Below are 21927 nucleotides of genomic sequence, written 5' to 3' on the forward strand. Positions count from 1 at the left end.
CCGAACTCCGACCACCAGTAGTATAAAGATAGGCCACCGCGAGGGTACGCGTACATGCCACCCGCAGCGAGTGCCTTCGACGTGACAGCCTACGCCGACGAGACCGACGACCTCCAGACCGAGGCGTTCCAGACGGCCATCGACGACTGCTCGGAGTCCGGCGGCGGAACCGTCACCGTCCCCAGCGGGACGTACACCGTCGGAACCGTCCATCTCCGAAGTAACGTGACGCTCTATCTGGAAGCTGGCGCGGTCGTCAGCCCCGCGAAAGACGAGTCCGAGTACACGGACAAGTTCATCGGCCCCGACAACGAGCGCATCTTCTTCCTCGCCGAGGACGTGGAGAACGTCACCATCGCCGGCGAGGGCGAGTTCGACGGCCTCGGGACCGAGTTCATGCGGATGGACACGCCCATTCAGGGCCACTCCAACGAGAGCGCGTCGCACCCGCTCATCTCGAACGGCCCCCACGAGGCGCGGCAGGGCGACGCCTACCTCTCGCGGACGAAGGGAACAGACGGCTGGCCGGTCGCGAAACCCGACTTCCGCCCCGGCCCGATGTTCCGGTTCAACAACTGTACGAACGTCCGCATCCGCGACGTGACCATCCGCGACATGCCCGCGTGGACGCTGTCGTTCCACGGGACCGAAGAGGTCGACATCCGCGGCGTCGACATCCTCAACCACCTGCTCATCCCGAACTGCGACGGCATCGCGCTCGGCGACACGAAGAACGTCCACATCTCCGACTGCACCATCCAGTCGTGTGACGACAGCATCACCTTCGGCGCGCGACCCGACGAGCCGGTGACCTGCGAGGGCATCGTCGTGACGAACTGCACGCTCCGGTCGAGCGCCTGCGCCATCAAGTTCGGCTCGGGCACCGACGACACGATTCGCGACTGCCTGTTCCAGAACATCGTCGTGCAGGAGTCGAACCGCGGCCTCGGCATCCAGCACCGCGATTCGGGCGTCGTCGAGAACGTGCTCTTCACCGACATCGTCGTCAATTCCAACATGCTCCCCGGCCCGTGGTGGGGCAAAGGCGAGCCCATCTACGTCACGTCGGTCCCGCGGGACGACGACACCGACCTCGGCGGGATTCGGAACGTGCGCTTCTCGAACATCGTCGCACGCAGCGAGAACGGCGCGCTCGTCTACGGCTCCGAGGACTCCGACATCGAGACAATCGAGTTCGACAACGTCCGAATCGAACTCACCGGAAGCGAACACGCCGACGAGGTGGGCGGTAACTTCGACCTCCAGCCGAGTTCGGTCGTCACGCCCATCTTCGCCAACGACATCGCCGGCGTCCACGTCGAGAACGCCCGCGACGTGACGATGCGCGACGTGACCGTCGAGTGGGACGAAGACGGCGACCTCCCCGACTACTACCGGAGCGGACTGGCCTGCGAGGACGTGGACGGCCTGCTCGTCGACGGGTTCGTCGGTCGACAGGCCCACCGCGACGACGACGCGGCGGCGATTTCGCTCGCCGACACGACGGACATCACGGTTCGGAACTCGCGGGCGACCGAGGGGACGGGGACGTTCCTCTCGCTGTCGAACACGGACAGCGAGCGACTGTTCGTGAACAACGACCTCATCGACGCCGCCGACGCCGGCGACGTGGAGTCGTTCGAGCGGTCGGGGAACGCCCTCCCGCGATAACCCGTACGTTCAAGCCGACGCGACCACGACGGACGAACGCGAAAACACGCAGTCGAGCCCGCGACGTTCGATTCGGTTCGGATAGCCGTATCGCCGTCTGTGGCCGTTCCAGCGGCGTTTCTCCCCGTGAACGGTGGGTTTTTGCTCCGAGCCGCCGACGGTCGAATCGATGGTACAAGAGCTGACGCTAGCCGAAGCCAAGACGATTCTCGACGCGATGGAGGAGAAAGCCGAGGAACTCGGCGTGCCGCTGAACCTCGCGGTGACGAACAGCGAGGGCAACCTTCTCGGCTTCCGCCGGATGGACGGCGCGAAGCTCGTTGCGAGCAACATCGCACAGAACAAGGCCTACACCGCCGCCGCGGTGAAGAAACCCACCCACGAACTGAAGGAAGGAGCCGAACCCGGCGGCGACGTGTATGGTCTCCACACGACCGACAACGGTCGTGTCGTCGTCTTCGGCGGCGGGTTCCCGGTCGAACACGACGGCGTCGTCGTCGGCGCGGTCGGCGCGAGCGGCGGTGCGGTGTCCGAAGACATGGAAGCGTCCCAAGCGGGACTCGAAGCGTTCGAACCGCTCCGCTGAGACGCCCGCGTCGGAGTCGCCGAGTCCGGTTTCAGTTTCGGTTCCGGCGACACCCAATCCAGCGTATCTGTCCTCGCGGTCCCTTTTCGGTCAGAATCGAACGTACGCCGAGCGGTCGGTCTCGGCCGCGTAGAGGCACCCCGTCATGTCCGCGACGTAGAGCGTCGAGCCGTCCGGCCCGCCGAGCGTGCAGTTCGTCGGGCGGTTCTCGGGGAACGGGTGACGTTCGAGCACCTCGCCCGACGGGGAGAAGACGTAAATCGACGGCCCCGGACCGCTTTTTTCCCAGCCGGCGCAGGCGACGATCTCGCCCGACTGCGTGAGCGTCATGCCGTCGATGCCGCGGTGGTCGCCGAAGTCGTGCAGTATCTCGCGGGGGCCGAGCGACCCGTCGTCCCGAATCGGGTAGGCTCGCAGGTCGGTCTCTTGGTCCGGGCCGTAGGTACATTCTGCGACGTACAGTCGCGTCTCGTCCGGCGAGAGGAGGATGCCGTTCGGGCGGTCCATCTCGTCGGTGAGGTGGACGAGTCGCCAGTCGTCGCCCGCGTCCGCATCCACCCGCTCGGCGCGGAAGACGGAGGTGTGGCCGAGCAACCCCCGGTCCTTGTCGTCGGGGTCGGTGAACCAGACGTCGCCGTCGCGGTCGATTTCGAGGTCGTTCGGCCCGTTGAGCGGCGTGCCCTCGAACTCGTCGACGACGACCGCCGCGGGTTCGCCCGGGGCCAGCGCGGCGATGCGGTGGCCCTCGGCCTCGCAGGCGTACAACTCCCCGCCGAGGCCCTCGTGGAGGCCGACCGCGCCGGCGGTCGAGTCTATGTAGACGCCTGTCTCCCCCGTCTCGAGGTCGTATTCGAGGACTTGATGCTCCTTTATTTCCGTGAATCGAACCGCGTCGCCGGTCCAAATTGGCCCTTCGGTCGCCCGGAACGGACCCGCGACTCGTTCGAACTCCCATGCCATCGAGTGGTCGTTCTTTCCACGGGGACTTAAACGTCGTCCGACGGGCTCGAAGTCGGTCGCTCGGTCATGGGTTCCGTTTTGTCAATTCCAATTCCAATATTAGAAACAAGTAGAGGGCAGACTGTCGTCCAACGGAAGCGACGCAGCACTGTCCGGATGCCGAACCCTGCACAGAACAGAACCTTCGATTTAGCATAAGAATCTTTATGTTTTATATGTAATATTCGAAATTAGATATGTTGTTCTTCTTATTTGAATATATGTTAGAAAATTTTGTCCGGATATATACCACAATTGAAGAATATTACACATACTAGAGGCAGATATGGGTTCAAAATACTAGTTTCTCAAAAATCTGTTCTGGTTTAGACACATTTCGTTCAAAAATGTCAATTGGGATTTTAACATAGTATTTTGATAAATATCCGTGAGGTACCAACCGATAACGGTATCCTCGGGAATCGCCACTCTTCGCGGAGACGAGAGACGAACGCGGACTCGCGCGAGAGAGAAAGCAGTCGACGCCCGAGAAACTGAACCGTCGCCCGTAGAGTCGACGTCTTCCTGTAGGGATGGGTGGTGTCGGTCGATTACCACCGCAAATCGAGTGGTGTGATAGAAGACACAGCCACGTTGTTCCATATTGTTCATAGAGCATTCCATATTGAACCGAGAATATTGTTTTAGGTTACTATACGGTACCTTTATGTTCCATTGCACCTCTGTGAGAATGAGTAACGTATGTCGAGAAAGGACATCACACAGACGCGGTCGCAGGTGGGGTCGAAATCGGAGTCAATCCGCGCTCGGTTCGGAGACGCGGCGAGTCGTCGAAACTTCCTCAAGGCCCTCGGGACGGCCGGCATCGCAGGTCTCGCCGGCTGTTCCGGCGGCGGTGAGAGCTACAACGGCGAAGAACAGACCACGGCCACGGGCGGCGACGGCGAGAGCACGGAGACGGAGACGTCGTCCGGCGGCGACTCGGGCAGTTCGACGCTCCGCATGAGTGCGACCCAGCGCTTCGGGACCGTCGACCCCGCGAAGGGGACGGACTACACGCAGGTGCTCGCGTTGGTCAACCTCTACGACCCGCTCGTGTTCCCCGACACGGAGGGGAACCTACAGGGGCACCTCGCCGAGGACTGGACCGTCTCGGACGACAACCGGACCTACACGTTCACGCTCCGCGAGGGCGCGACGTTCCACAGCGGCAACCCCGTCACGGCGGAGGACGTGCAGTTTTCGGCCGAGCGGTTCCTCGATATCAACCAGGGGTACTCGTCGCTGCTCGGGAACGTGCTCTCGAAGGAAAACGTGACCGTCGAGGACGAGCGGACCGTGTCGTTCACACTCGACCGCGTCCACTCGCCGTTCCTCGCGACGCTCGTGTTACTGTTCGTCGTCGACAAGCAGTTGGTCCTCGACAACGCCGAGGACGGCGACTTCGGCGACCGCGGCGACTACGGCCAGTCGTTCCTCAACGACAACGACGCCGGCTCCGGCCCGTACGAACTCGCCGGCTTCGAGCGGCAGGCCCAGATTTCGTTCAGCCGCTACGCGGACTACTGGGGCTCGTTCAAAGACGGCGCGTACGACAACGTCGTCGTCCAGATAATCACCAACGACCCGACGGTTCGCTCGCTGATGAAGACGGGCGAACTCGACATGTCGAGCCAGTACCAGAGCGAGGAGACCTACGAGGCCCTCGCGGCCGAAGACGACATTCGCGTCGAGTCGGTCCCGACGGTGACGACGTTCTACTTCAAAATCAACACCCAGAAGTCCCCGACAGACGACCCCGCCGTCCGCGAGGCGATGGCCTACGGCTTCGACTACGAGACGGCGCGCAACGAAATCGCGCCGGGGTCGCTCCCCGCGCAGGGACCGCTCCCCACCTCGTTCGGCGTCCACAACGACGACATCGTCCAGCCGACCTACGACCCAGAGAAGGCGCGGCAGATTCTCGCCGACGCCGGCTACGAGGAGGGCGACATCACCGTCCAGAACACCTACGTGAAGGACTACGGCCTCGAAGAGAAGATGGGCCTACTGTTCCAGCAGAACATGGACGAAATCGGCATCAACGTCGAGTTGAACCCCCAGACGTGGGGGACGATGACCGAACTCGCGACGAGCGTCGAGGGGACGCCGCACATCAATCAGGTGTTCTACGGGCCGGTGTATCCCTCGCCCGACACGGTGTTCTACAACCAGTACCACTCTGAAGCCGCGTCGACGTGGATGAGCATGGAACACCTCGAAGACGAGAACGTCGACGACCTCATCGACGAGGCGCGCTCGACGGTCGACGCCGACACCCGCGCCGAACTGTACGCCGAGGTCCAAGAGCGCATCGCGAACCAGTACCCCGACCTGTTCATCTTCGTCCAGTCGAAGAAACACGCCTTCGCCGAGGACGTGAAGGGCTACACCTTCCGGCCGTCGATGAGTTTCGACTACTGGTTCCCCGACTTCTATCAAGAATGAAGTACTGGCAGTACCTCGTGCGCCGGCTCGCGGGCATCCTCGTGAGTCTCATCGGCCTGTCGATAATCATCTTCACCACGTCACGAGTGCTTCCCGGGAACCCCGCGCGGATGGCCCTCGGCGCGCTCGCGTCGGAAGAACAGGTGCAGGCGCTCGCCGCCGAGATGGGGCTGAACAAGCCGATTCCACTGCAGTACCTCGACTACATGCGGGGACTGCTCGTCGGCGACCTCGGGACGAGCCTCGAGACGAAGCGCGCGGTCAGCACCGACATCGTCTACTACCTGCCGGCGACGCTCGAACTCATCACGGTGTCGATGTTCCTCACCGTCGTCATCGGGATTCCGCTCGGCGTCGTCGCCGCACAGAACAAAGACGGGCTCACCGACAACGCGACGCGGCTCGTCGCGTTCTTCAGCGTGAGCGTGCCCGGGTTCTTCATCGCAATCATGTTCCAACTGCTGTTCGGCTACCTGCTCGAATGGCTCCCCATCACGGGGCGGCTCGGCTCGGAGTTTGGCTCGGGCGTCTCGCGGTTCACGGGCTTCCTGCTCGTGGACACCCTACTGTCGGGGAACCTCGCGGCTCACGTCGACGCGTGGGCGCACATCATCCTCCCGGCGCTCGCGCTCTCGCTCGCCGGCATCGGACAGGTGATGCGCATCACTCGGTCGAGCATGATTGACGTGAAAGACCAGGACTACGTCGAGGCCGAACGCGGCTTCGGCCTCCCCTCGTGGCTCGTCACGTACAAGTACACGCTCAAGAACGCGTTCATCCCGACGCTCACGATTCTGGGGCTGCTGTACGCCTCGCTGCTTGGGAACGCGTTCCTCATCGAACTCGTCTACTCGTGGCCCGGCCTCGCGTCCTACGGCGTCACCGCGGTGCTGAACAACGACTTCAACGCCGTCGTCGGCGTCACGATGACCATCGGCGTCGCGTTCGTGAGCATCAACTTCCTCGTCGACGTGCTGCTGGGTCGCGTTGACCCCCGCATCAGACTGGCGATGGAGGAGGCGACATGAGCGCCGAGTCAGCGGGCGTCCTCGACCGGTTCGTCTCGGCCGAGCGCCGCGAACTCTGGCAGCGGTCGTGGAAGCGCTTTACGAGCAGGCCGATGAGCGTCATCGGTCTCGGAATCATCATCGCCATTATCTTGCTCGCCGTCTTCGCACCCGTCGTCGCGCCGTACCCCGAACACGCCGGGAAATTCACCGACTTCTCGAACACGCTCCAGCCGCCGAGCCTCGACCACCCGCTGGGGACCGACCACGTCGGCCGCGACGTGCTCTCGCGCATCCTCTTCGGCTACCGGCTGTCGCTCATGCTCGTGGGTGTCGTCCTCGGCTTCGGCGTCCCCGTGGGCGTGCTGCTCGGCCTCGTCGCCGGCTACTACGGCGGCTGGGTCGAGACGATTATCATGCGGGCGACCGACACGGCGCTCGCCTTACCGCCGCTCGTGATGGCGTTGGCAATCACCTCGGCCTTAGAGCCGACGCTGACGAACGCGATGATAGCCATCGCGGCGCTGTGGTGGACGTGGCACGCACGCCTCGTCCAGAGCATCGTCGCCAGCGAGCGCGGCGAGGAGTACGTGCAGGCCGCGAAGCTCGCCGGCGCGAGCACGCCGCACATCCTCTTCCGGGAGATTCTCCCGAACACGCTGTCGCCGATTCTGGTCAAGGTGACCCTCGACGCTGGCTTCGTCATCCTCATCGGCGCTGGCCTGTCGTTCATCGGCGTCGGCGTCCAGCCGCCCCAGCCCGGCCTCGGGACGATGGTCAGCCAAGGAACGTCTTACCTGCCCGACTCGTGGTGGGTGAGCGTCTTCGCCGGGCTCGCCATCTTCGTCCTCGTGATGGGGTTCAACATGCTCGGCGACGGGCTTCGTGACCTCTTCGACGTGGAGGTGAACCGATGAAACTCGACGAGCCGGTCGCCGAGAACCCGCTTTTGACCGTCGAAGACCTCGAAGTCGGCTTCGAGTCGTTCGACGGCTTCGCGGAGGTCATCGACGGCGTCAACCTCTCTATCGGCAAAGGCGAGGTTGTCACCATCGCCGGCGAGACCGGCTGCGGCAAGTCGGTGACGATGAAGTCCATCCTCCGCCTGCTCAACCAGCCGCCCGCCCGCGTGAACGGTGAAATTACGTTCGACGGAACGGAACTGCTCTCGCTCTCGGACCGCGAGTTCGAGCGCGTCAAGGGCCAGCGGATGAGCCTCGTCTTCCAGGACCCGATGTCGAGTCTGAACCCGACGTTCACCATCGGCGAACAGCTCACCGACACCGCACAGTTCGGCGGTGACAGCGACACGGGCGTCGTGGAGTTCTTCCGCCGCCGCTTCAGCGGCGAACGCGACGAGGCGCGCGAGCGCGTCTTGGAGATGCTCCGCGAGGTCCAGATGCCGGACCCCGAAAACATCATGGACTCGTACCCGTCGCAGCTGTCCGGCGGGATGCGCCAGCGCGCCCTCATCGCGCAGGCCCTGCTGAACGAGCCGGACCTGCTCATCGCCGACGAAATCGGCACCGCGCTGGACGTGACGATTCACGACCAGATTCTCGACCTGCTGAAGGACCTCATCGAGAACCACGACCTGAGCGTCCTGATGATTACCCACAACCTCGGCGTCGCTCGACAGGTGAGCGACCGCGTGTACGTCATGTACGGCGGCCGCATCGTCGAGACCGCGCCGACAGACGAGCTGTTCGAGAACCCGAAACACCCCTACACGCAGGGGCTCATCGCGTCGATCCCGCGCCTGACGGGCGACGAAATGGCGACCGGTATCGACGGCTCGATTCCCGAGTACCTCGACCCACCGCCGGGGTGTCGGTTCGCGCCGCGGTGTCCCTACGCCACCGCCGAGTGCGAGCAGGCCCGCCCGGAGATGTACGAACGCGGTCCGCAGACCGGCGTCGAGTGCGTCCTCTACGACGAGGCCGTGCCAGCGTCCGAGCGGCCGACCGTCGAGGAGACCCGGAGTCACATGACCCGGCGACCGGGCAAGCAGACGGGGGATGACTGACGTGTCCGAACCCCTGCTCGAAGTCGACGACCTCGAGAAGTACTTCCCCGTCAAGAGCGGCATCATCAAGCGCACGTCCGACTACGTGAAAGCGGTCGACGGCGTCTCGTTCGACATCGAGCGCGGGGAGACCCTCGCGCTCATCGGCGAATCCGGGTCCGGAAAGAGCACCGTCGCCCGGACGATTATCGGCCTGACCGGCGCGACCGGCGGGACCGTCAGGTTCGACGGCGAGGACATCACGAACGCGACCGACGAGCAACTGGCTCGCCTCCGGTCGCGCGTCCAGATGGTGTTTCAGGACCCCACGTCGAGTCTGAACCCCCGGCGGACCATCGGCAAGTCGCTCGCGGTCCCGCTGAAGGCCCGCGGCGTCCCGAAGTCCGACCTCCGGTCGCGCGTGGTCGACCTGCTCGAACGCGTCGAGTTGAACGACGAGTACTGGAACAAGTACCCCCACGAACTCTCCGGCGGGCAGAAACAGCGGGTGAACATCGCCCGCGCGCTCGCGGTCGAGCCGGAACTGCTCTTGCTCGACGAGCCGACGAGCGCCCTCGACGTGAGCGTGCAGGCGAAGATTATCGCGCTCCTCGAAGACTTACAGGAGGAGTTCGGACTCACCTACCTCTTTATCACCCACGACCTCTCTCTGGTCCGTAACTTCGCCGACGAGACGGCCGTGATGTACCTCGGCGAGATTCAGGAACGCGGCCCCACGGAGGAGGTCTTCCAGCGGCCGCGACACCCCTACTCCCGGGCGCTTCTCTCCGCGATTCCCGTCACGACCGACGAGGAAGAGGCGTACAAGCCGCGGCACGAACCGCTCCGGGGCGAGATTCCCAGCCCGCGGGACGTGCCCTCGGGCTGTCGGTTCCACACGCGGTGTCCCTACGCGACCGACGCGTGTTCGGCCGACGAACCGCAGTTCGTCGCGGTCGACGCCGGCCCCAGCGTCCGGTGTCACATCTACGACGAGGCGTACGCCGACGCGTTCGACGACGTGCCCGAGGTGGCCGTCGCGGCGGTCGCCGACGAGACAGTCGCATCGAACACAAACGAACCATGAAGATAACCACAGACAACATCGACGATTTCGCAACCGGCGCGACTGTCCTCGGGACGGGCGGCGGGGGCGACCCCTACATCGGGAAGCTGATGGCACAGCAGGCGATCGAAGAGCACGGACCCGTCGACCTCATCGACCCGCGAGACGTGCCCGACGACGCGCTCGTCATCCCGAGCGCGATGCTCGGCGCACCGACCGTGATGGTCGAGAAGATGCCGAAGGGGACTGAGGCGCTGTCCGCCTTCGAGGCGCTCGAAACGCACCTCGGACAGGAGGCCTACGCGACGATGAGTATCGAGGCGGGCGGGCTGAACAGCACCGTCCCCATCGCCGTCGCCGCTGCGCTCGGACTCCCCCTCGTCGACGCCGACGGCATGGGCCGGGCGTTCCCCGAGGTGCAGATGGTGACGCTCACGATGGGCGGCGTCAGCGCGACCCCGATGAGCATCGCCGACGAGAAGGGCAACTCGCTTCTCGTGAACACCGTCAGCAACGAGTACGCCGAGGCGTTCGCCCGCGTGACGAGCATCGAGATGGGCGGCGCGTGCATGATAGGCACCTACGCGCTGTCCGGCGCAGAAGTCCGCGAGCACGCGATTCTCGACTCGATGTCACTCGCCCACGATATCGGCGAGGCGATTCGCACCGCCAAGCACCGCTCGCGGGACCCCGTCGACGCGGTCCTCGAACTCACGGACGGCTACGAGCTGTTCGCGGGGAAGATAACCGACGTGGAGCGCCGGACCGAAGGCGGCTTCGCGGTCGGCGAGGCGACCCTCGACGGCATCGACGACTGCGAGGGCCGGACGTTCACCCTCGACTTCCAGAACGAGAACCTCGTCGCCCGCGACTCCGAGCGCGGCGTCGTGGCGAGCACCCCCGACCTGATTACGGTCCTCGACGCCGAGACGGGCGACCCCGTCACCACCGAGCGACTCGCCTACGGCCACCGGGTGCGGGTCATCGGAATGCCGTGTTCGCCGAAGTGGCGAACCGACGAGGGACTCGACCTCGTCGGGCCGGGGTACTTCGACTACAGCATCGACTACGAACCAATCGAAACTCTCCAGCAACCCAAACATGACTGACTACCGAATCGGAATCGACGTCGGCGGCACCAACACGGACGCCGTCGTCATGGACGGCGACGACAACCTCCTCGCGAAGACGAAGACCCCCACGACCGAAGACATCACGTCGGGCATCCTCAACGCCCTCGACGTGGTCCTCGACGACAGCGGCGTCTCCGAGGACGAACTCGACTACGTGATGCTCGGCACGACCCACGCGACGAACGCCATCACGGAGCGCCGCGGCCTCAACGAGGTCGGCGTCATCCGCATCGGCGCGCCCGCGACCCAGAGCATCCGCCCGCTCCTCGAGTGGCCCGACGACCTCGCCGAGGCAATCGGCAACAACGTCGCCATCCTCGACGGCGGTCACGAGTTCGACGGCCGCCTCCTCAACGACCTCGACGAGGAGCAGGTCAGAGCGCAGATTCGCGAGTTCGCCGACGTGGACGCCTTCGCCGTGACGAGCGTCTTCTCGCCCGTCCGCGACGACCACGAGACGCGGGTCGCGGAACTCATCCGCGATGAGGTGGGCGACGACGTGCCCATCTCGGTCTCGAACGAAATCGGGAGCGTCGGCCTGCTCGAACGCGAGAACGCGACGGCGCTCAACGCCGCGCTCACCAGCGTCGCCTCGGAGGCCGCGAACGCCTTCGTGGACGCGATGAACGAACGCGGCATCGACGCGAACCTCTACTTCGGTCAGAACGACGGGACGCTGATGAGCGTCGACTACGCCATCCGCTATCCCATCTTCACGGTCGCCAGCGGACCCTCGAACTCGGTTCGCGGCGCGGCGTACCTCTCTGCGGTCGAAAACGGCATCATCGTCGACGTCGGCGGCACGACGACCGACGTGGGCGCGGTCACCGAAGGTTTCCCCCGCGAGAGCAGCGTCGCCGTCGAAATCGGCGAGGTGAAGACCAACTTCCGCATGCCCGACATCATCGCCATCGGCATCGGCGGCGGCTCCATCGTCTCGACCGACGGCGGCGTCACCGTCGGCCCCCAGAGCGTCGGCTACAAGCTGACCGAGGAAGCGAAGTGTTTCGGCGGGGACACGCTGACCGCGACCGACCTCGAAGTCGCCGCGGGCACCATCGACATCGGCTCCGAGACGCCGGACGTGGACGCGGAAATCGTCGAGGCCGCCCGCGAGTACGTCAGAGAGCGCGTCGAGCGCGAGGTCGACCGCATGAAGACGAGCGCCGAGCCGGTCCCCGTGGTCATCGTCGGCGGCGGGAGCATCCTCGTCCCCGACGACATCGCGGGCGCGAGCGAGGTCCACAAGCCCGACCACTACGAGGTCGCGAACGCCGTCGGTGTCGCCATCGCGCAGGTCTCCGGCGAGGTCGACCGCATCTACAGCCTCGACGAGATGGACCGCGAGGAGGCCATCCAACACGCGAAAGACGAGGCCACCGACAACGCGCTCGCCGCCGGGGCGGACGCCGACAGCGTGGACATCGTCGACGTCGAGGAGGTTCCGCTTTCGTACCTGCCGGGGAACGCGGTGCGAATCAAGGTGAAGGCCGCCGGGGCGCTCGACCACTGATGACGGTCGAAATCGGCGTCGAGGAGATAGAGGACATCGCGCTCGGCGCGACCGTCCTCGGCACCGGCGGCGGGGGCGACCCCCATGTCGGCAAGCTCGTCGCGAAGCAGGCCATCGAGGAGTTCGGCCCCGTCGAACTCCTCCCCCCGAACGAACTAGACGCGGACGACTTCGTCATCCCGACCGCCCAGATGGGCGCGCCGACCGTCTCGGTCGAGAAGCTCCCCAGCGGGCGGGAGGCCGTCACCTCGATGGAGCGCATCGAGCGCGAACTTGGCAAGACCGCCGACGCGACGATGCCGATCGAGTGCGGCGGCATCAACTCGACGTTCCCCTTCGCCGTCGCGGCCCGCCGCGGGCTTCCCGTGGTCGATGCCGACGGCATGGGCCGAGCGTTCCCCGAACTCCAACACGAGACGTTCAACATCTACGGCGTCAGCGGGACGCCCGCGGCCGTCAGCGACGAGCAGGGGAGCACCTGCCTCATCGAGACGGAGGACAACGACCAGTTGGAGTGGCTGGCCCGCGGCGTCACCGTCAGAATGGGCGGCGTCGCCTACGTCTCGGACTACCCGATGACTGGGACGCAGGTCAAAGAGACGGCCATCCCCGGCACGATGTCGCTCGCCCGCGACCTCGGCCGCGCGCTCCGACTCGCCGAGGACGACGCGATGGACGCCATTCGCGAAGTGACCCGCGAGTCGATTTACGGCGAGGCGCGGTCGCTGTTCGAGGGGAAAATCGTGGACGTGCAGCGCCGCACCGAGCGCGGGTTCGTCTTCGGTCACGTCGATATCGACGGCCTCGACTCCGACGAGGGATCGGCGATGCGCATCGAGTTCCAAAACGAGAACCTCGGCGCGGCCGTGGACGGACGCTACGTGGCGACCGTCCCGGACCTCATCACCGTCCTCGACCGCGAGACAGGCGGCCCGATTCCGACCGAAAGCCTCCGGTACGGGGCGCGGGTCCGCGTGCTCGGCATCCGAACGCCCGAGATAATGCGGACGCCCGCCGCGCTCGACGTGTGGGGTCCGGGGTCGTTCGGCCTCGACGCGACCTACGAACCACTCGCGGACCACCCATGAGTTTCGACATCCCACACCTGACGGAGGTAACGCTCGACGACCTCGAAGCGCTCGGCATCGGCGCGGGCATCCTCGGAACCGGCGGCGGCGGCAACCCCCGCCTCGGCCGACTGCGCCTACAGACGCTCCTCGAAGACGACGCCTACCCCGACGCGGTCGAACTGGTCGACCCGCGGGACCTGCCGGCCGACGCCACCGTGGCGAGCGTCGGCGGGATGGGCGCGCCCACCATCAGCGTCGAGAAGTTCGCCGGTGGCGACGAGGAGGTGCAGTCGCTTCGGGCCATCGAAGACCTCTCCGGCGAGACGGTCGACGCGCTCATCCCCGGCGAAATCGGCGGCGCGAACAGCATGGCCCCGCTGTGCGTGGCGGCGATGACCGACCTCCCCGTGGTCGACGCCGACGGCATGGGCCGGGCGTTCCCCGAACTCCAGATGGACACGTTCTTCATCTACGGGACGCCCGTGAACTACGCGGCGACGACCGACGAGCGCGGCAACCAGGTCGTCTACCGGGACATCGACTCGGCCAAGCGCCTCGAGGACCTCGCGCGGGCCATCACCGTCCAGATGGGCGGCCGCTCGGGCTACGCCTTCCCGCTCATGACCGGGGAGTTCGTCTCGGAGTACGCGGTTCCCCACACCGTCTCGCTCGCCACCGAACTCGGTCGGGCGGTCGAACGCGCCCGCGACGCCGGCACCGACCCCGTCGACGCCGGCCGCGAACTCCTCGGCGGCGAGGAACTGTTCGCCGGGAAAATCGTGGACGTGCACCGCCGCAACCGCGACGGCTTCGCGCTCGGGAGCGTCACGCTCTCCGGGTTGGACGAGGACGCGACCCTCGAAATCGAGTTCCAAAACGAGTTTCTCGTCGCGCGGGACGACGACGGCGAGCTGCTCACGACCGTCCCCGACCTCATCTGCCTCGTCGACACCGACACCGGCGCGCCGGTCATGACCGACGCCCTGCGATACGGCCAGCGCGTCCGCGTCCTCGGCGTGCCCGCACCCGAACTGCTCACGACGCCCGAAGCGCTCGACGTCATCGGCCCCGAAGCGTTCGGCTACGACATCCCCTACGACCCGCTTCCGCGGGACGAGACGGGTTGGTGACGCCGCAGTCACCGCAGTCCCACCGCCGGCCTAACCGCAGAATCGCCCTCGAAGCCGCGTTTCGCGCGGCGTCCCGCGACCGAACCAACTCGTACCACCACCTAGTCCCCCGACGCGTGAACTAGCCAATTCGACACAACTTGCGTGTCGTTTTGATTCGTTTGCGCCACCAGCAGTTTCAAATCGAACCCCGCTGATACATCCGACCATGGAAAACCCCGACCTCACGTCCGCCGACGCCCCGTCCGATCCGAACACGCCGGAGGCGGTCCTCGAAAACTACCTCGACGAGCACGACTACGAGATATTCCGCGCGCTCAACGAGAATGGCCGCATCTCAGACACGGAACTCGCCGAGCGGGTCGGCCTCTCTCGGACCGCGGTCCGTCGCCGGCGCGAGAAACTTCAAGAGAGCGACGTGCTCGAAATTCTCGCGGTCATCGTCCTCCAGGAGGCCGACCTCGCCGACGCGCAGGTACTCGTCTCGTTCAACCAGCACGTCTCTTCGGACGTTCGGACCGAGTTCATCACGATGCTCATCGACGAGGGACTCGTCTACAACACGAGTTCCTGTCTCGGCGAGTACGACCTCGTCTTCAGCGCGTGGCACACCGACCTGAACGCGCTGAAAGAGTACGTCTGGGACCTCTTCGACGGCGAGGAAATCGTCGACGACTACACCATTATCCCGCTTCTGAAGACGTGGAAGGCGTGGGACAAAGAGCTGGACCGCCCCTGAATCGGTCGGTAGCGCGGTACGGAGGGCTCTTGTTCAGGCCAGGTCGTCCAACGCGGCGCGGAGCGCGTCGACGGCCTCGCCGAGTTGCGCCTGCGAAATCGTCAGCGGCGGCTGGAAGCGCATGACGTTCTTGTAGTAGCCGCCGACGCCCATGACGACGTTGGACTCCTCACGGAGGTGTTCGCCGACGGCGGCGGCGAGTTCCTTGTCCGGTGCGGGCGCGACGTGTTGTGGGCCCGACTTTTCCGGGTCAACGAGTTCGATGCCCTGCATCAGTCCGAGGCCGCGGGCCTCGCCGACCGCGTCGTAGTCGGATTCGAGCGTGGCGAGTTCGTCGGAGAGCCATTCGCCGTTCTCGTGGGCGTTGTCGATGATACCGTTCTGCAGTTCCTCGATGGTCGCCAGCGCGGCCGCGCAGGCGACGGGGTTGCCGCCGAACGTCGAGAGGTGGTCGCCGGAGCCGAACGCGTCCGCGATGTCCGCGGGGGCCGTGAACGCGCCGAGGGGCAGGCCGTTGGCGATGCCCTTCGCCTGCGTCAGGATGTCGGGTTCGACACCGAAGTGCTCGCTGGCGAACAGTTCGCCGGTGCGACCGTAGCCGGTCTGGACCTCGTCGGCGATGAGGAGCGCGCCGTGGTCGTGGGCGATGTCCCGAACGCGCTTGAGCCACGCCTCCGAGGGGACGACGATGCCGGCCTCGCCCATGACGGGTTCGACGACGACCGCCGCGAGGTCGCCGCTGGTGTGCGAGCCGATGACCCGTTCGAGCGCGTCGGCGCAGTCCGCGCCGCAGATGTCGCCGTCACAGCGGGGACAGCGGTAGGCGTACGGCGGCGCGGTGTGAGCCACGTCGTTAATCGTCGGGGCCATATCCTGCTTGTAGGCCCTGTTGCCGGTAAGCGCGAGGCTACCGAGGGTGCGGCCGTGGAAGCCCATCTCCAGCGAGATGACCTCCTTGGAGCCGGTGTACTTCCGGGCGAGCTTGATGGCACCCTCGACGGCTTCGGTGCCGGAGTTACAGAAGAACGTCTTCTGGAGGTCGCCGGGCGTCACCTCGGCGATGGTCTCCGCGAGGTCGGCCACCGGCCGGTTGGGGTGGACGTACGAACAGCCGTGGACGAACTCCTCTAACTGCTCGGTCGCGGCCTCGACGACGGCCTCGTTGTTGTGCCCGACGTTCGTCACCGAGATGCCGGAGAACACGTCGAGGTACTCGTTGCCGTCGAAATCCTCGAGGGTGCAGCCGGATGCCCGCTCGACCGGGACGTTCAGCGATTTCCAAATCGGCATGAGGTAGTCGTCGTACGCCGCCTCGACCGACGAATTCGTCGTCCGTTCTCTCATGAACACAACTTCTAAACTGAATCCTAATAAATTATACTGTGTGGGACAAAGTTCAAATCATCTCGTCGGTTTCGGTCACGAAACGGTCGCACCGAATTCGAGTGTGGCTGGAGACTCTGTTCTCGACACCGTTCGCCGCTATGGGAAGTGTTGAACACAGTCCGAATAATATACATTCACTGGAACATTTATCAACGTCTGTGGCGAAAATCGGGGCAAGCGGGAGCCGCGAGCGACCGCCGCGCTCCCGAGAGCCGACCATGAAATCCATCAACCCCGCAACCGAGGAAGTCATCGAGACGCACGAGGAACACGACGAGGCGACGGTCGACGCGCGCTTGGACGCCGCGTGGGACCGGTTCGAATCGTGGCGCGAGACGCCGATTTCGCGGCGTGAGAAACTGCTCGCGGCCGCGGCCGACGTGCTGCGCGAGAACAGCGAGGAGTACGCGAGCCTGATGACGGAGGAGATGGGCAAGCCCATAGAGCAGGCAGTCTCCGAGGTCGAAAAGTGCGCGTGGGTCTGCGACTACTACGCCGAGCACGCGTCGGAGTTCCTGCAGGACGAGCACATCGGCACCGTGCCGGGGTCGAAGACCTACGTCTCCTACGAACCCATCGGCCCGGTGCTCGCGGTGATGCCGTGGAACTTCCCGTTCTGGCAGGTGTTCCGGTTCGCGGCCCCGCACATCACCGCCGGCAACGTCGCGGTGCTCAAACACGCGCCGAACGTCTTCGGCTGCGCCGACGCCATCGCCTCCGTCTTCGAGCGGGCGGGCTATCCCGACGACGTGTTCACCTCGCTGCAGGTCCCCGCCGAGCGCGTCGCCGGCGTCATCGAAGACGACCGGATTCGCGGCGTCAGCCTGACGGGGAGCACCCGCGCGGGGCGGGCCGTCGCGGGGACGAGCGGCCGCGAACTCAAGCCGACGGTGCTCGAACTCGGCGGGAGCGACCCGTTCATCGTCCTCGACGACGCGCCGCTCGAAGCGACCGCGAAACAGGCCGCACGGGCGCGGACCCAGAACAACGGCCAATCCTGTATCGCCGCGAAGCGCTTCCTCGTCCACGAGAGTGTCTACGACGAGTTCGTCGAGCGCTTCACCGAGGAGATGCGGTCGCTGACCGTCGGCGACCCCACGGACCCCGAGACCGACGTGGGGCCGCAGGCGCGGGCGGACCTCATGGAGACGCTCCACGAGCAGGTCACGGCGTCCGTCGAGGCCGGCGCAACGCTCCGCCTCGGCGGCGAACCGCTCGACCAACCCGGCCACTACTACCCACCGACGGTGCTGACCGACGTGCCCGACGACGCGCCCGCGAGGACCGAGGAACTGTTCGGCCCCGTCGCCACCGTCATCAGGGTCGAAGACGAGACGGAGGCAGTCCGCGTGGCGAATGACACTCCTTACGGCCTCGGCGCGAGCGTCTGGACGGCCGACGCCGAACGCGGCGAGGCGCTCACGACGAAGCTCACCGCGGGTAACGTCGCCGTCAACCACATCGTCGCGTCGGACCCGCGGGTTCCGTTCAGCGGGACGAAGGACTCGGGCTACGGGACCGAACTCTCCCGGCACGGGATTCGGGAGTTCGTCAACACGAAGACGGTCTGGGTCGAGGACGCGCCAGACGAGTAATCGCTCCGACACCGGCGCGACGCCCGCGGCGACCGCCGGAGGACGTATCGGGCGTTCCCGTCTTTTCTTTCCGCTCGACGAGTTGACTACCATTCGAACCGCCGCCCGTTTGGCGATTTTCAGGTGAATCGTCGCCCGGTTTGTCGTCCCAGACGACGCGTTACTATTGAACTGTGTTCCTAATTCTATCTAAAAATTGAACACAGTAAGATATATAGTGGGTAAGTTAGAATGTGGTGATGTCACTCACAACCATGACAGGAGAACTCTCACGCGTCCTCTCGAAGCGCGACGTGTTCGTGCTCGCGCTTGGGGCAATGATCGGATGGGGTTGGATCGTGCAGACAGGGTACTTTATCGACCAGAGCGGCGTCACCGGCGCTATCTCGGCGTTCGTCCTCGGCGGGTTCATGGTGTTCGTCGTCTCGCTCATCTACGGCGAACTCGCCTCGGCGATGCCCTTCGTCGGCGGCGAACACGTCTACAGCATGCGGGCGTTGGGGCCGGCCGGCTCGTTCGTCTGTACGTGGGCGATAATCTTCGGCTACATCAGCGTCGTCGCGTTCGAGGCGGTGGCGCTCCCGAGCGCCCTCGCGTACATCGTCCCCGGCTTCAACGTGTTCGAACTCTGGACGGTCGCCGGCCAGCCGGTCTACGGCACGTGGGTGGCGACGGGCGTCATCGGCTCCGTGGTTATCACGTACCTCAATTACCGGGGGGTCCGCCCGGCCGCGCAGTTCCAGGCGATTCTCGCGCTCGTCATCACGCTGGCCGGCTTGACGCTCCTCCTCGGCGCGCTGTTCAACGGCACCTCGCCGTCCTCGCCGCCGCTCGCGGGAGCCGGCATCGGCGGCGTGTTTACGGTCGCCATCATGACGCCGTTCATGTTCGTCGGCTTCGACGTGATTCCGCAGGCCGCGGGTGAGGCCGACGTGTCGCCGAAGCTCCTCGGCGGGCTCATCGGCCTCTCGGTCGCCTGCGCCGCCGCGTTCTACATCGCCGTCATCTGGGCCGCCGGACAGGTCGCCACGGGCGCGACGCTCGTCGAGAGTTCGCTCCCCGCGGCGACGGCGATGGAAATCGCGTTCGACAGCGTGACCATCGGCCGCATCATGGCGCTGGCGGGCCTCGCGGGCATCCTCACGAGTTGGAACGGCTTCGTCCTCGGTGCCAGTCGCGCCATCTACGCGATGGCCGACTCGAACATGCTCCCCGAGCGGCTCGCGACGATTCACGACGACCACGACACGCCTTCGACCGCAATCGTGCTCGTCGGCGGCCTCGCGGCGCTCGCGCCCCTGTTCGGCGAGCAGATGCTCGTGTGGGTCGTCAACGCCGGCGGTCTCGGCATGGTGACGGCGTGGCTCCTCGTCGTCGTCTCGTTCCTCGTACTCCGGTACCGCAACCCCGACTTCGACCGGCCGTTCAAGCTCCCCGCGGGATACGCGGTCGGCGCGCTCGGCCTGCTGCTGACGGTGTTCTTCGTCGGCCTGTACCTTCCCGGCTCGCCCTCGGCGCTGGCGTGGCCCTACGAGTGGGCGATGGTCGGCGGCTGGTGTCTGCTCGGCGTCGTCCTACTCGCCGTTGCCGGCGGGCTCCCGACCCGGACGGAGGCCAAAGCGCACCTGAGCGCCCAACAACTCGAAGACTAATCCGCTTCCGGCGGTCGAAGCGCGGTTCGGTTTCGGTAGCGTTCGGGTGCGGCACGGGTGCGAGTCGTCGCGCTCGCGGAGTCGACACGGACCGCGTTACGCCACGTCCGGGAGGAGGGCGTCTTTCAGTTCTTCGAGTTCGTAGTCGTTCAGCGGGTTCGGCTCGTCTTTGATGGTCGTGATGACGAACGTCGAACTCGTCCGCGAAATCTCGTCTATCTCCTCGAACTCGGAGATGAGGTCCTCGACCATCGCGCGCGAGGCGAGGTGCGAAATCAGGACGAAGTCGGTGTCACCGAGCGTGAAGTACACCTGATTGACGCCGGGCACCTCGCCGAGTTTGTCGCCGACCTCTTTGTGGTACTCCGAACCGTACTCCGCCCAGACTTCGGTGATGAGCGTGAGGTTCAGCCCGGCCTTCTCGAAGTTGATATCGAAGATGTCGTTCTTGATGATGCCCTGTTCTTGGAGCCGTTCGAGGCGGTAGTGAACGGTCGACTTCGGGATGCCGGTCTCCTCGGTTATCCGGTCGGGGCTCCCCGATTCGAGCGTCCCGATGGCTTTGAGAATTCGAAGGTCCTTCTCGTCCATGAACCGTAATCAGGAGTGCACCGATATTATTGTTCTGCGTTCAACCCCAGTTTCGCCGAGGGATAACGGCGAGCCGAGAATGGGAAGGAGGGTGAAGCAGTCGCTGGAGGTCGTCGACCCCGCACTCCGCGATCAGCGAGTGGGCTGAACGCCGAGGTTCGACGCGTCTGGACCGAACTCCTCGGCCAACAACGACGGCACGTCGTCGGGGCGAACGTCCGAGTACCACCGGTTCCGCGGGTGGATGGCGACCGCGGCCCCATCGGCGCTACAGAGGCCGAGACAGCTCGTTTCGGCGACCTGAACCCGCGACCAGAAGACGCCACGGTCGCGCAACCACGAGGTCACCGCGTCGTACACCGCGGTGCCGTCGGCCTCGGCGCAGTCGGCGTACTCGGACTCTCGGCTGTTCGTACAGACCAACACGTGGTCCGTGAAGCCGTGCTCGCGGATTTCGTCGGTTCGGTCGCGCATCAGTCGGCCGCAGGAGCCGAGTCCCGGCCTGCGGTCGGAATCGCCGATTCGGACTCGGACTCACTCGACAGCCGGAACCACGCGTGCGCCGCCGCGAGGACGAGCCACAGGAGGACCTGCCCGAACGCGAACAGTCCGGTGAGTCCGGTTTCAAGCGTCGGCGACAGCGCCCCGTGAACCGCGTTTTCGGGGGCGACGACGGCGAGGGCCGCGAGCAGACTGAACGGAACGACCGCGCCGACGATGGCCGCAGGGAGGCCGCTCGACTCGCGCAAGCGGGTGTAGGCGTAACCCGCCGAGAGGCAAGCGAGCGCGCCGGCGAGCATCATCCCGGCGTAGAGCGGGAGCCGCGTCGCCACCGAAAGCGACTGCTCCGCGCCCGGCGCGGCCGGCGGGAGGACCAGCCACGGCGCGCCCGAGACGGTGATGAACCCCGCGAGGCCCATCAGGTAGCTCTTCGCGGCGTCGGGACCCGGAATCGCCGGTTCGAGGAAGAAGAACGCGACCCCGAAGAACGCGCCGCCGAGCACGACGCCCCACAGCCCGCCGGCCGCGACGCTCACGGCCTTCGTGACCGCCATCGACACCGCGGTGTCGTGATGGCCGCCGCCTTCGCCGGCGTGAGAGTCACCGGACCCGTGGCTGTGAGTTCCTTCGGACTCGTGGCTGTGAGTTCCTTCGGACTCGTGGCTGTGGGCGCTCTCCGCCTCGTGGCTGTGACCGCTCTCCTCAACCGTGGCGTGGTTCAGTTCGTCCGCGTAGGCGACGAGAGGGTTGGCGACGACGGCCATGAACAGGCCGAACACCAGTCCGGCGACCAACCCCGCCTTCACCCCCCGCGTCAGGTACTGGGCGAACATGG

Annotated in this window: 19 protein-coding genes; 14 read left to right on the top strand and 5 right to left on the bottom strand. The window is 65.6% G+C overall.

What is annotated here, in order from left to right; genetic code table 11:
* The first annotated feature begins 54 nt into the window (after positions 1–54).
* Both AM590_RS17205 and AM590_RS17210 read left to right on the top strand, forming a co-directional pair.
* Complete coding sequence (locus AM590_RS17205) at positions 55–1671, top strand: glycosyl hydrolase family 28 protein (protein ID WP_305728229.1); 1617 nt, start codon at positions 55–57, stop codon at positions 1669–1671.
* 169 nt (positions 1672–1840) lie between these two features.
* The gene (locus tag AM590_RS17210) at positions 1841–2257 is read left to right on the top strand and encodes a heme-binding protein (protein WP_042664749.1); all 417 of its coding nucleotides are present in this window, start codon (positions 1841–1843) and stop codon (positions 2255–2257) included.
* A gap of 90 nt (positions 2258–2347) precedes the next feature.
* On the opposite strand, the gene AM590_RS17215 is transcribed toward AM590_RS17210, so the two are convergent.
* Positions 2348–3217, bottom strand: a complete 870-nt coding sequence (locus AM590_RS17215; protein ID WP_058828535.1) for an SMP-30/gluconolactonase/LRE family protein — start codon at positions 3215–3217, stop codon at positions 2348–2350.
* Positions 3218–3958: 741 nt separating this feature from the next.
* Between AM590_RS17215 and AM590_RS17220 the strand changes: the two genes are divergently transcribed.
* The 10 genes from AM590_RS17220 (at position 3959) to AM590_RS17265 (ending at position 15367) form a co-directional block, all read left to right on the top strand.
* Positions 3959–5704, top strand: a complete 1746-nt coding sequence (locus AM590_RS17220; protein ID WP_058828536.1) for an ABC transporter substrate-binding protein — start codon at positions 3959–3961, stop codon at positions 5702–5704.
* Positions 5701–6732, top strand: a complete 1032-nt coding sequence (locus tag AM590_RS17225; protein WP_004972089.1) for an ABC transporter permease — start codon at positions 5701–5703, stop codon at positions 6730–6732. The genes AM590_RS17220 and AM590_RS17225 overlap by 4 nt, the downstream gene beginning before the upstream one ends.
* Positions 6729–7628, top strand: coding sequence for an ABC transporter permease (locus AM590_RS17230; RefSeq protein ID WP_008096975.1), 900 nt, complete (start codon positions 6729–6731; stop codon positions 7626–7628). Before AM590_RS17225 ends, AM590_RS17230 begins: the two co-directional genes overlap by 4 nt.
* Positions 7625–8737 (top strand): ABC transporter ATP-binding protein, encoded by a 1113-nt coding sequence (locus AM590_RS17235; RefSeq protein ID WP_058828537.1) that lies wholly within the window; start codon positions 7625–7627, stop codon positions 8735–8737. The genes AM590_RS17230 and AM590_RS17235 overlap by 4 nt, the downstream gene beginning before the upstream one ends.
* Complete coding sequence (locus tag AM590_RS17240) at positions 8730–9803, top strand: ABC transporter ATP-binding protein (RefSeq protein WP_058828538.1); 1074 nt, start codon at positions 8730–8732, stop codon at positions 9801–9803. The genes AM590_RS17235 and AM590_RS17240 overlap by 8 nt, the downstream gene beginning before the upstream one ends.
* A complete protein-coding gene (locus AM590_RS17245; protein ID WP_058828539.1) occupies positions 9800–10891 on the top strand; it encodes a DUF917 domain-containing protein in 1092 nt (363 codons plus the stop codon). Before AM590_RS17240 ends, AM590_RS17245 begins: the two co-directional genes overlap by 4 nt.
* Complete coding sequence (locus tag AM590_RS17250; protein WP_058828540.1) at positions 10884–12428, top strand: hydantoinase/oxoprolinase N-terminal domain-containing protein; 1545 nt, start codon at positions 10884–10886, stop codon at positions 12426–12428. The genes AM590_RS17245 and AM590_RS17250 overlap by 8 nt, the downstream gene beginning before the upstream one ends.
* Entirely contained in the window at positions 12428–13516 is a 1089-nt protein-coding gene (locus AM590_RS17255; RefSeq protein ID WP_058828541.1) for a DUF917 domain-containing protein, read from the top strand. The genes AM590_RS17250 and AM590_RS17255 overlap by 1 nt, the downstream gene beginning before the upstream one ends.
* The gene (locus AM590_RS17260) at positions 13513–14628 is read left to right on the top strand and encodes a DUF917 domain-containing protein (RefSeq protein WP_058828542.1); all 1116 of its coding nucleotides are present in this window, start codon (positions 13513–13515) and stop codon (positions 14626–14628) included. Before AM590_RS17255 ends, AM590_RS17260 begins: the two co-directional genes overlap by 4 nt.
* 208 nt (positions 14629–14836) lie before the next feature.
* Complete coding sequence (locus tag AM590_RS17265) at positions 14837–15367, top strand: Lrp/AsnC family transcriptional regulator (RefSeq protein WP_007274222.1); 531 nt, start codon at positions 14837–14839, stop codon at positions 15365–15367.
* Positions 15368–15400: 33 nt separating this feature from the next.
* Here the strand turns inward: AM590_RS17265 and AM590_RS17270 are convergent, their stop codons facing one another.
* The gene (locus AM590_RS17270) at positions 15401–16711 is read right to left on the bottom strand and encodes an aspartate aminotransferase family protein (RefSeq protein ID WP_058828543.1); all 1311 of its coding nucleotides are present in this window, start codon (positions 16709–16711) and stop codon (positions 15401–15403) included.
* Between the two features lie 260 nt (positions 16712–16971).
* Here AM590_RS17270 and AM590_RS17275 point away from each other — a divergent pair, with 260 nt between their 5' ends.
* Both AM590_RS17275 and AM590_RS17280 read left to right on the top strand, forming a co-directional pair.
* Positions 16972–18348, top strand: a complete 1377-nt coding sequence (locus AM590_RS17275) for an NAD-dependent succinate-semialdehyde dehydrogenase (protein ID WP_058828670.1) — start codon at positions 16972–16974, stop codon at positions 18346–18348.
* A gap of 239 nt (positions 18349–18587) precedes the next feature.
* Positions 18588–20000 carry an APC family permease gene (locus AM590_RS17280; RefSeq protein WP_058828544.1) on the top strand — a complete coding sequence of 471 codons (1413 nt, stop codon included), beginning with the start codon at positions 18588–18590 and terminating at the stop codon, positions 19998–20000.
* Between the two features lie 96 nt (positions 20001–20096).
* Here the strand turns inward: AM590_RS17280 and AM590_RS17285 are convergent, their stop codons facing one another.
* The 3 genes from AM590_RS17285 to AM590_RS17295 all read right to left on the bottom strand — a co-directional run bounded on the left by AM590_RS17285 (position 20097) and on the right by AM590_RS17295 (position 21925).
* A complete protein-coding gene (locus AM590_RS17285) occupies positions 20097–20591 on the bottom strand; it encodes an Lrp/AsnC family transcriptional regulator (RefSeq protein WP_058828545.1) in 495 nt (164 codons plus the stop codon).
* A gap of 132 nt (positions 20592–20723) precedes the next feature.
* The gene (locus AM590_RS17290; RefSeq protein ID WP_058828546.1) at positions 20724–21065 is read right to left on the bottom strand and encodes a ferredoxin; all 342 of its coding nucleotides are present in this window, start codon (positions 21063–21065) and stop codon (positions 20724–20726) included.
* Positions 21065–21925 carry a CbtA family protein gene (locus AM590_RS17295; RefSeq protein ID WP_058828547.1) on the bottom strand — a complete coding sequence of 287 codons (861 nt, stop codon included), beginning with the start codon at positions 21923–21925 and terminating at the stop codon, positions 21065–21067. The genes AM590_RS17290 and AM590_RS17295 overlap by 1 nt, the downstream gene beginning before the upstream one ends.
* Between the last annotated feature and the right edge of the window lie 2 nt (positions 21926–21927).

It is taken from the genome of Haloferax sp. Q22 (genome assembly GCF_001482285.1).
GTDB lineage: Archaea > Halobacteriota > Halobacteria > Halobacteriales > Haloferacaceae > Haloferax.

Excerpts from the sequence above, each read along its gene's own strand:
- AM590_RS17205 (WP_305728229.1), top strand. The coding sequence starts at position 55 with ATGCCACCCGCAGCGAGTGCCTTCGACGTGACAGCCTACGCCGACGAG.
- AM590_RS17210 (WP_042664749.1), top strand. The coding sequence starts at position 1,841 with ATGGTACAAGAGCTGACGCTAGCCGAAGCCAAGACGATTCTCGACGCG.
- AM590_RS17215 (WP_058828535.1), bottom strand. The coding sequence starts at position 3,217 with ATGGCATGGGAGTTCGAACGAGTCGCGGGTCCGTTCCGGGCGACCGAA.
- AM590_RS17220 (WP_058828536.1), top strand. The coding sequence starts at position 3,959 with ATGTCGAGAAAGGACATCACACAGACGCGGTCGCAGGTGGGGTCGAAA.
- AM590_RS17225 (WP_004972089.1), top strand. The coding sequence starts at position 5,701 with ATGAAGTACTGGCAGTACCTCGTGCGCCGGCTCGCGGGCATCCTCGTG.
- AM590_RS17230 (WP_008096975.1), top strand. The coding sequence starts at position 6,729 with ATGAGCGCCGAGTCAGCGGGCGTCCTCGACCGGTTCGTCTCGGCCGAG.
- AM590_RS17235 (WP_058828537.1), top strand. The coding sequence starts at position 7,625 with ATGAAACTCGACGAGCCGGTCGCCGAGAACCCGCTTTTGACCGTCGAA.
- AM590_RS17240 (WP_058828538.1), top strand. The coding sequence starts at position 8,730 with ATGACTGACGTGTCCGAACCCCTGCTCGAAGTCGACGACCTCGAGAAG.
- AM590_RS17245 (WP_058828539.1), top strand. The coding sequence starts at position 9,800 with ATGAAGATAACCACAGACAACATCGACGATTTCGCAACCGGCGCGACT.
- AM590_RS17250 (WP_058828540.1), top strand. The coding sequence starts at position 10,884 with ATGACTGACTACCGAATCGGAATCGACGTCGGCGGCACCAACACGGAC.
- AM590_RS17255 (WP_058828541.1), top strand. The coding sequence starts at position 12,428 with ATGACGGTCGAAATCGGCGTCGAGGAGATAGAGGACATCGCGCTCGGC.
- AM590_RS17260 (WP_058828542.1), top strand. The coding sequence starts at position 13,513 with ATGAGTTTCGACATCCCACACCTGACGGAGGTAACGCTCGACGACCTC.
- AM590_RS17265 (WP_007274222.1), top strand. The coding sequence starts at position 14,837 with ATGGAAAACCCCGACCTCACGTCCGCCGACGCCCCGTCCGATCCGAAC.
- AM590_RS17270 (WP_058828543.1), bottom strand. The coding sequence starts at position 16,711 with ATGAGAGAACGGACGACGAATTCGTCGGTCGAGGCGGCGTACGACGAC.
- AM590_RS17275 (WP_058828670.1), top strand. The coding sequence starts at position 16,972 with ATGAAATCCATCAACCCCGCAACCGAGGAAGTCATCGAGACGCACGAG.
- AM590_RS17280 (WP_058828544.1), top strand. The coding sequence starts at position 18,588 with ATGTCACTCACAACCATGACAGGAGAACTCTCACGCGTCCTCTCGAAG.
- AM590_RS17285 (WP_058828545.1), bottom strand. The coding sequence starts at position 20,591 with ATGGACGAGAAGGACCTTCGAATTCTCAAAGCCATCGGGACGCTCGAA.
- AM590_RS17290 (WP_058828546.1), bottom strand. The coding sequence starts at position 21,065 with ATGCGCGACCGAACCGACGAAATCCGCGAGCACGGCTTCACGGACCAC.
- AM590_RS17295 (WP_058828547.1), bottom strand. The coding sequence starts at position 21,925 with ATGTTCGCCCAGTACCTGACGCGGGGGGTGAAGGCGGGGTTGGTCGCC.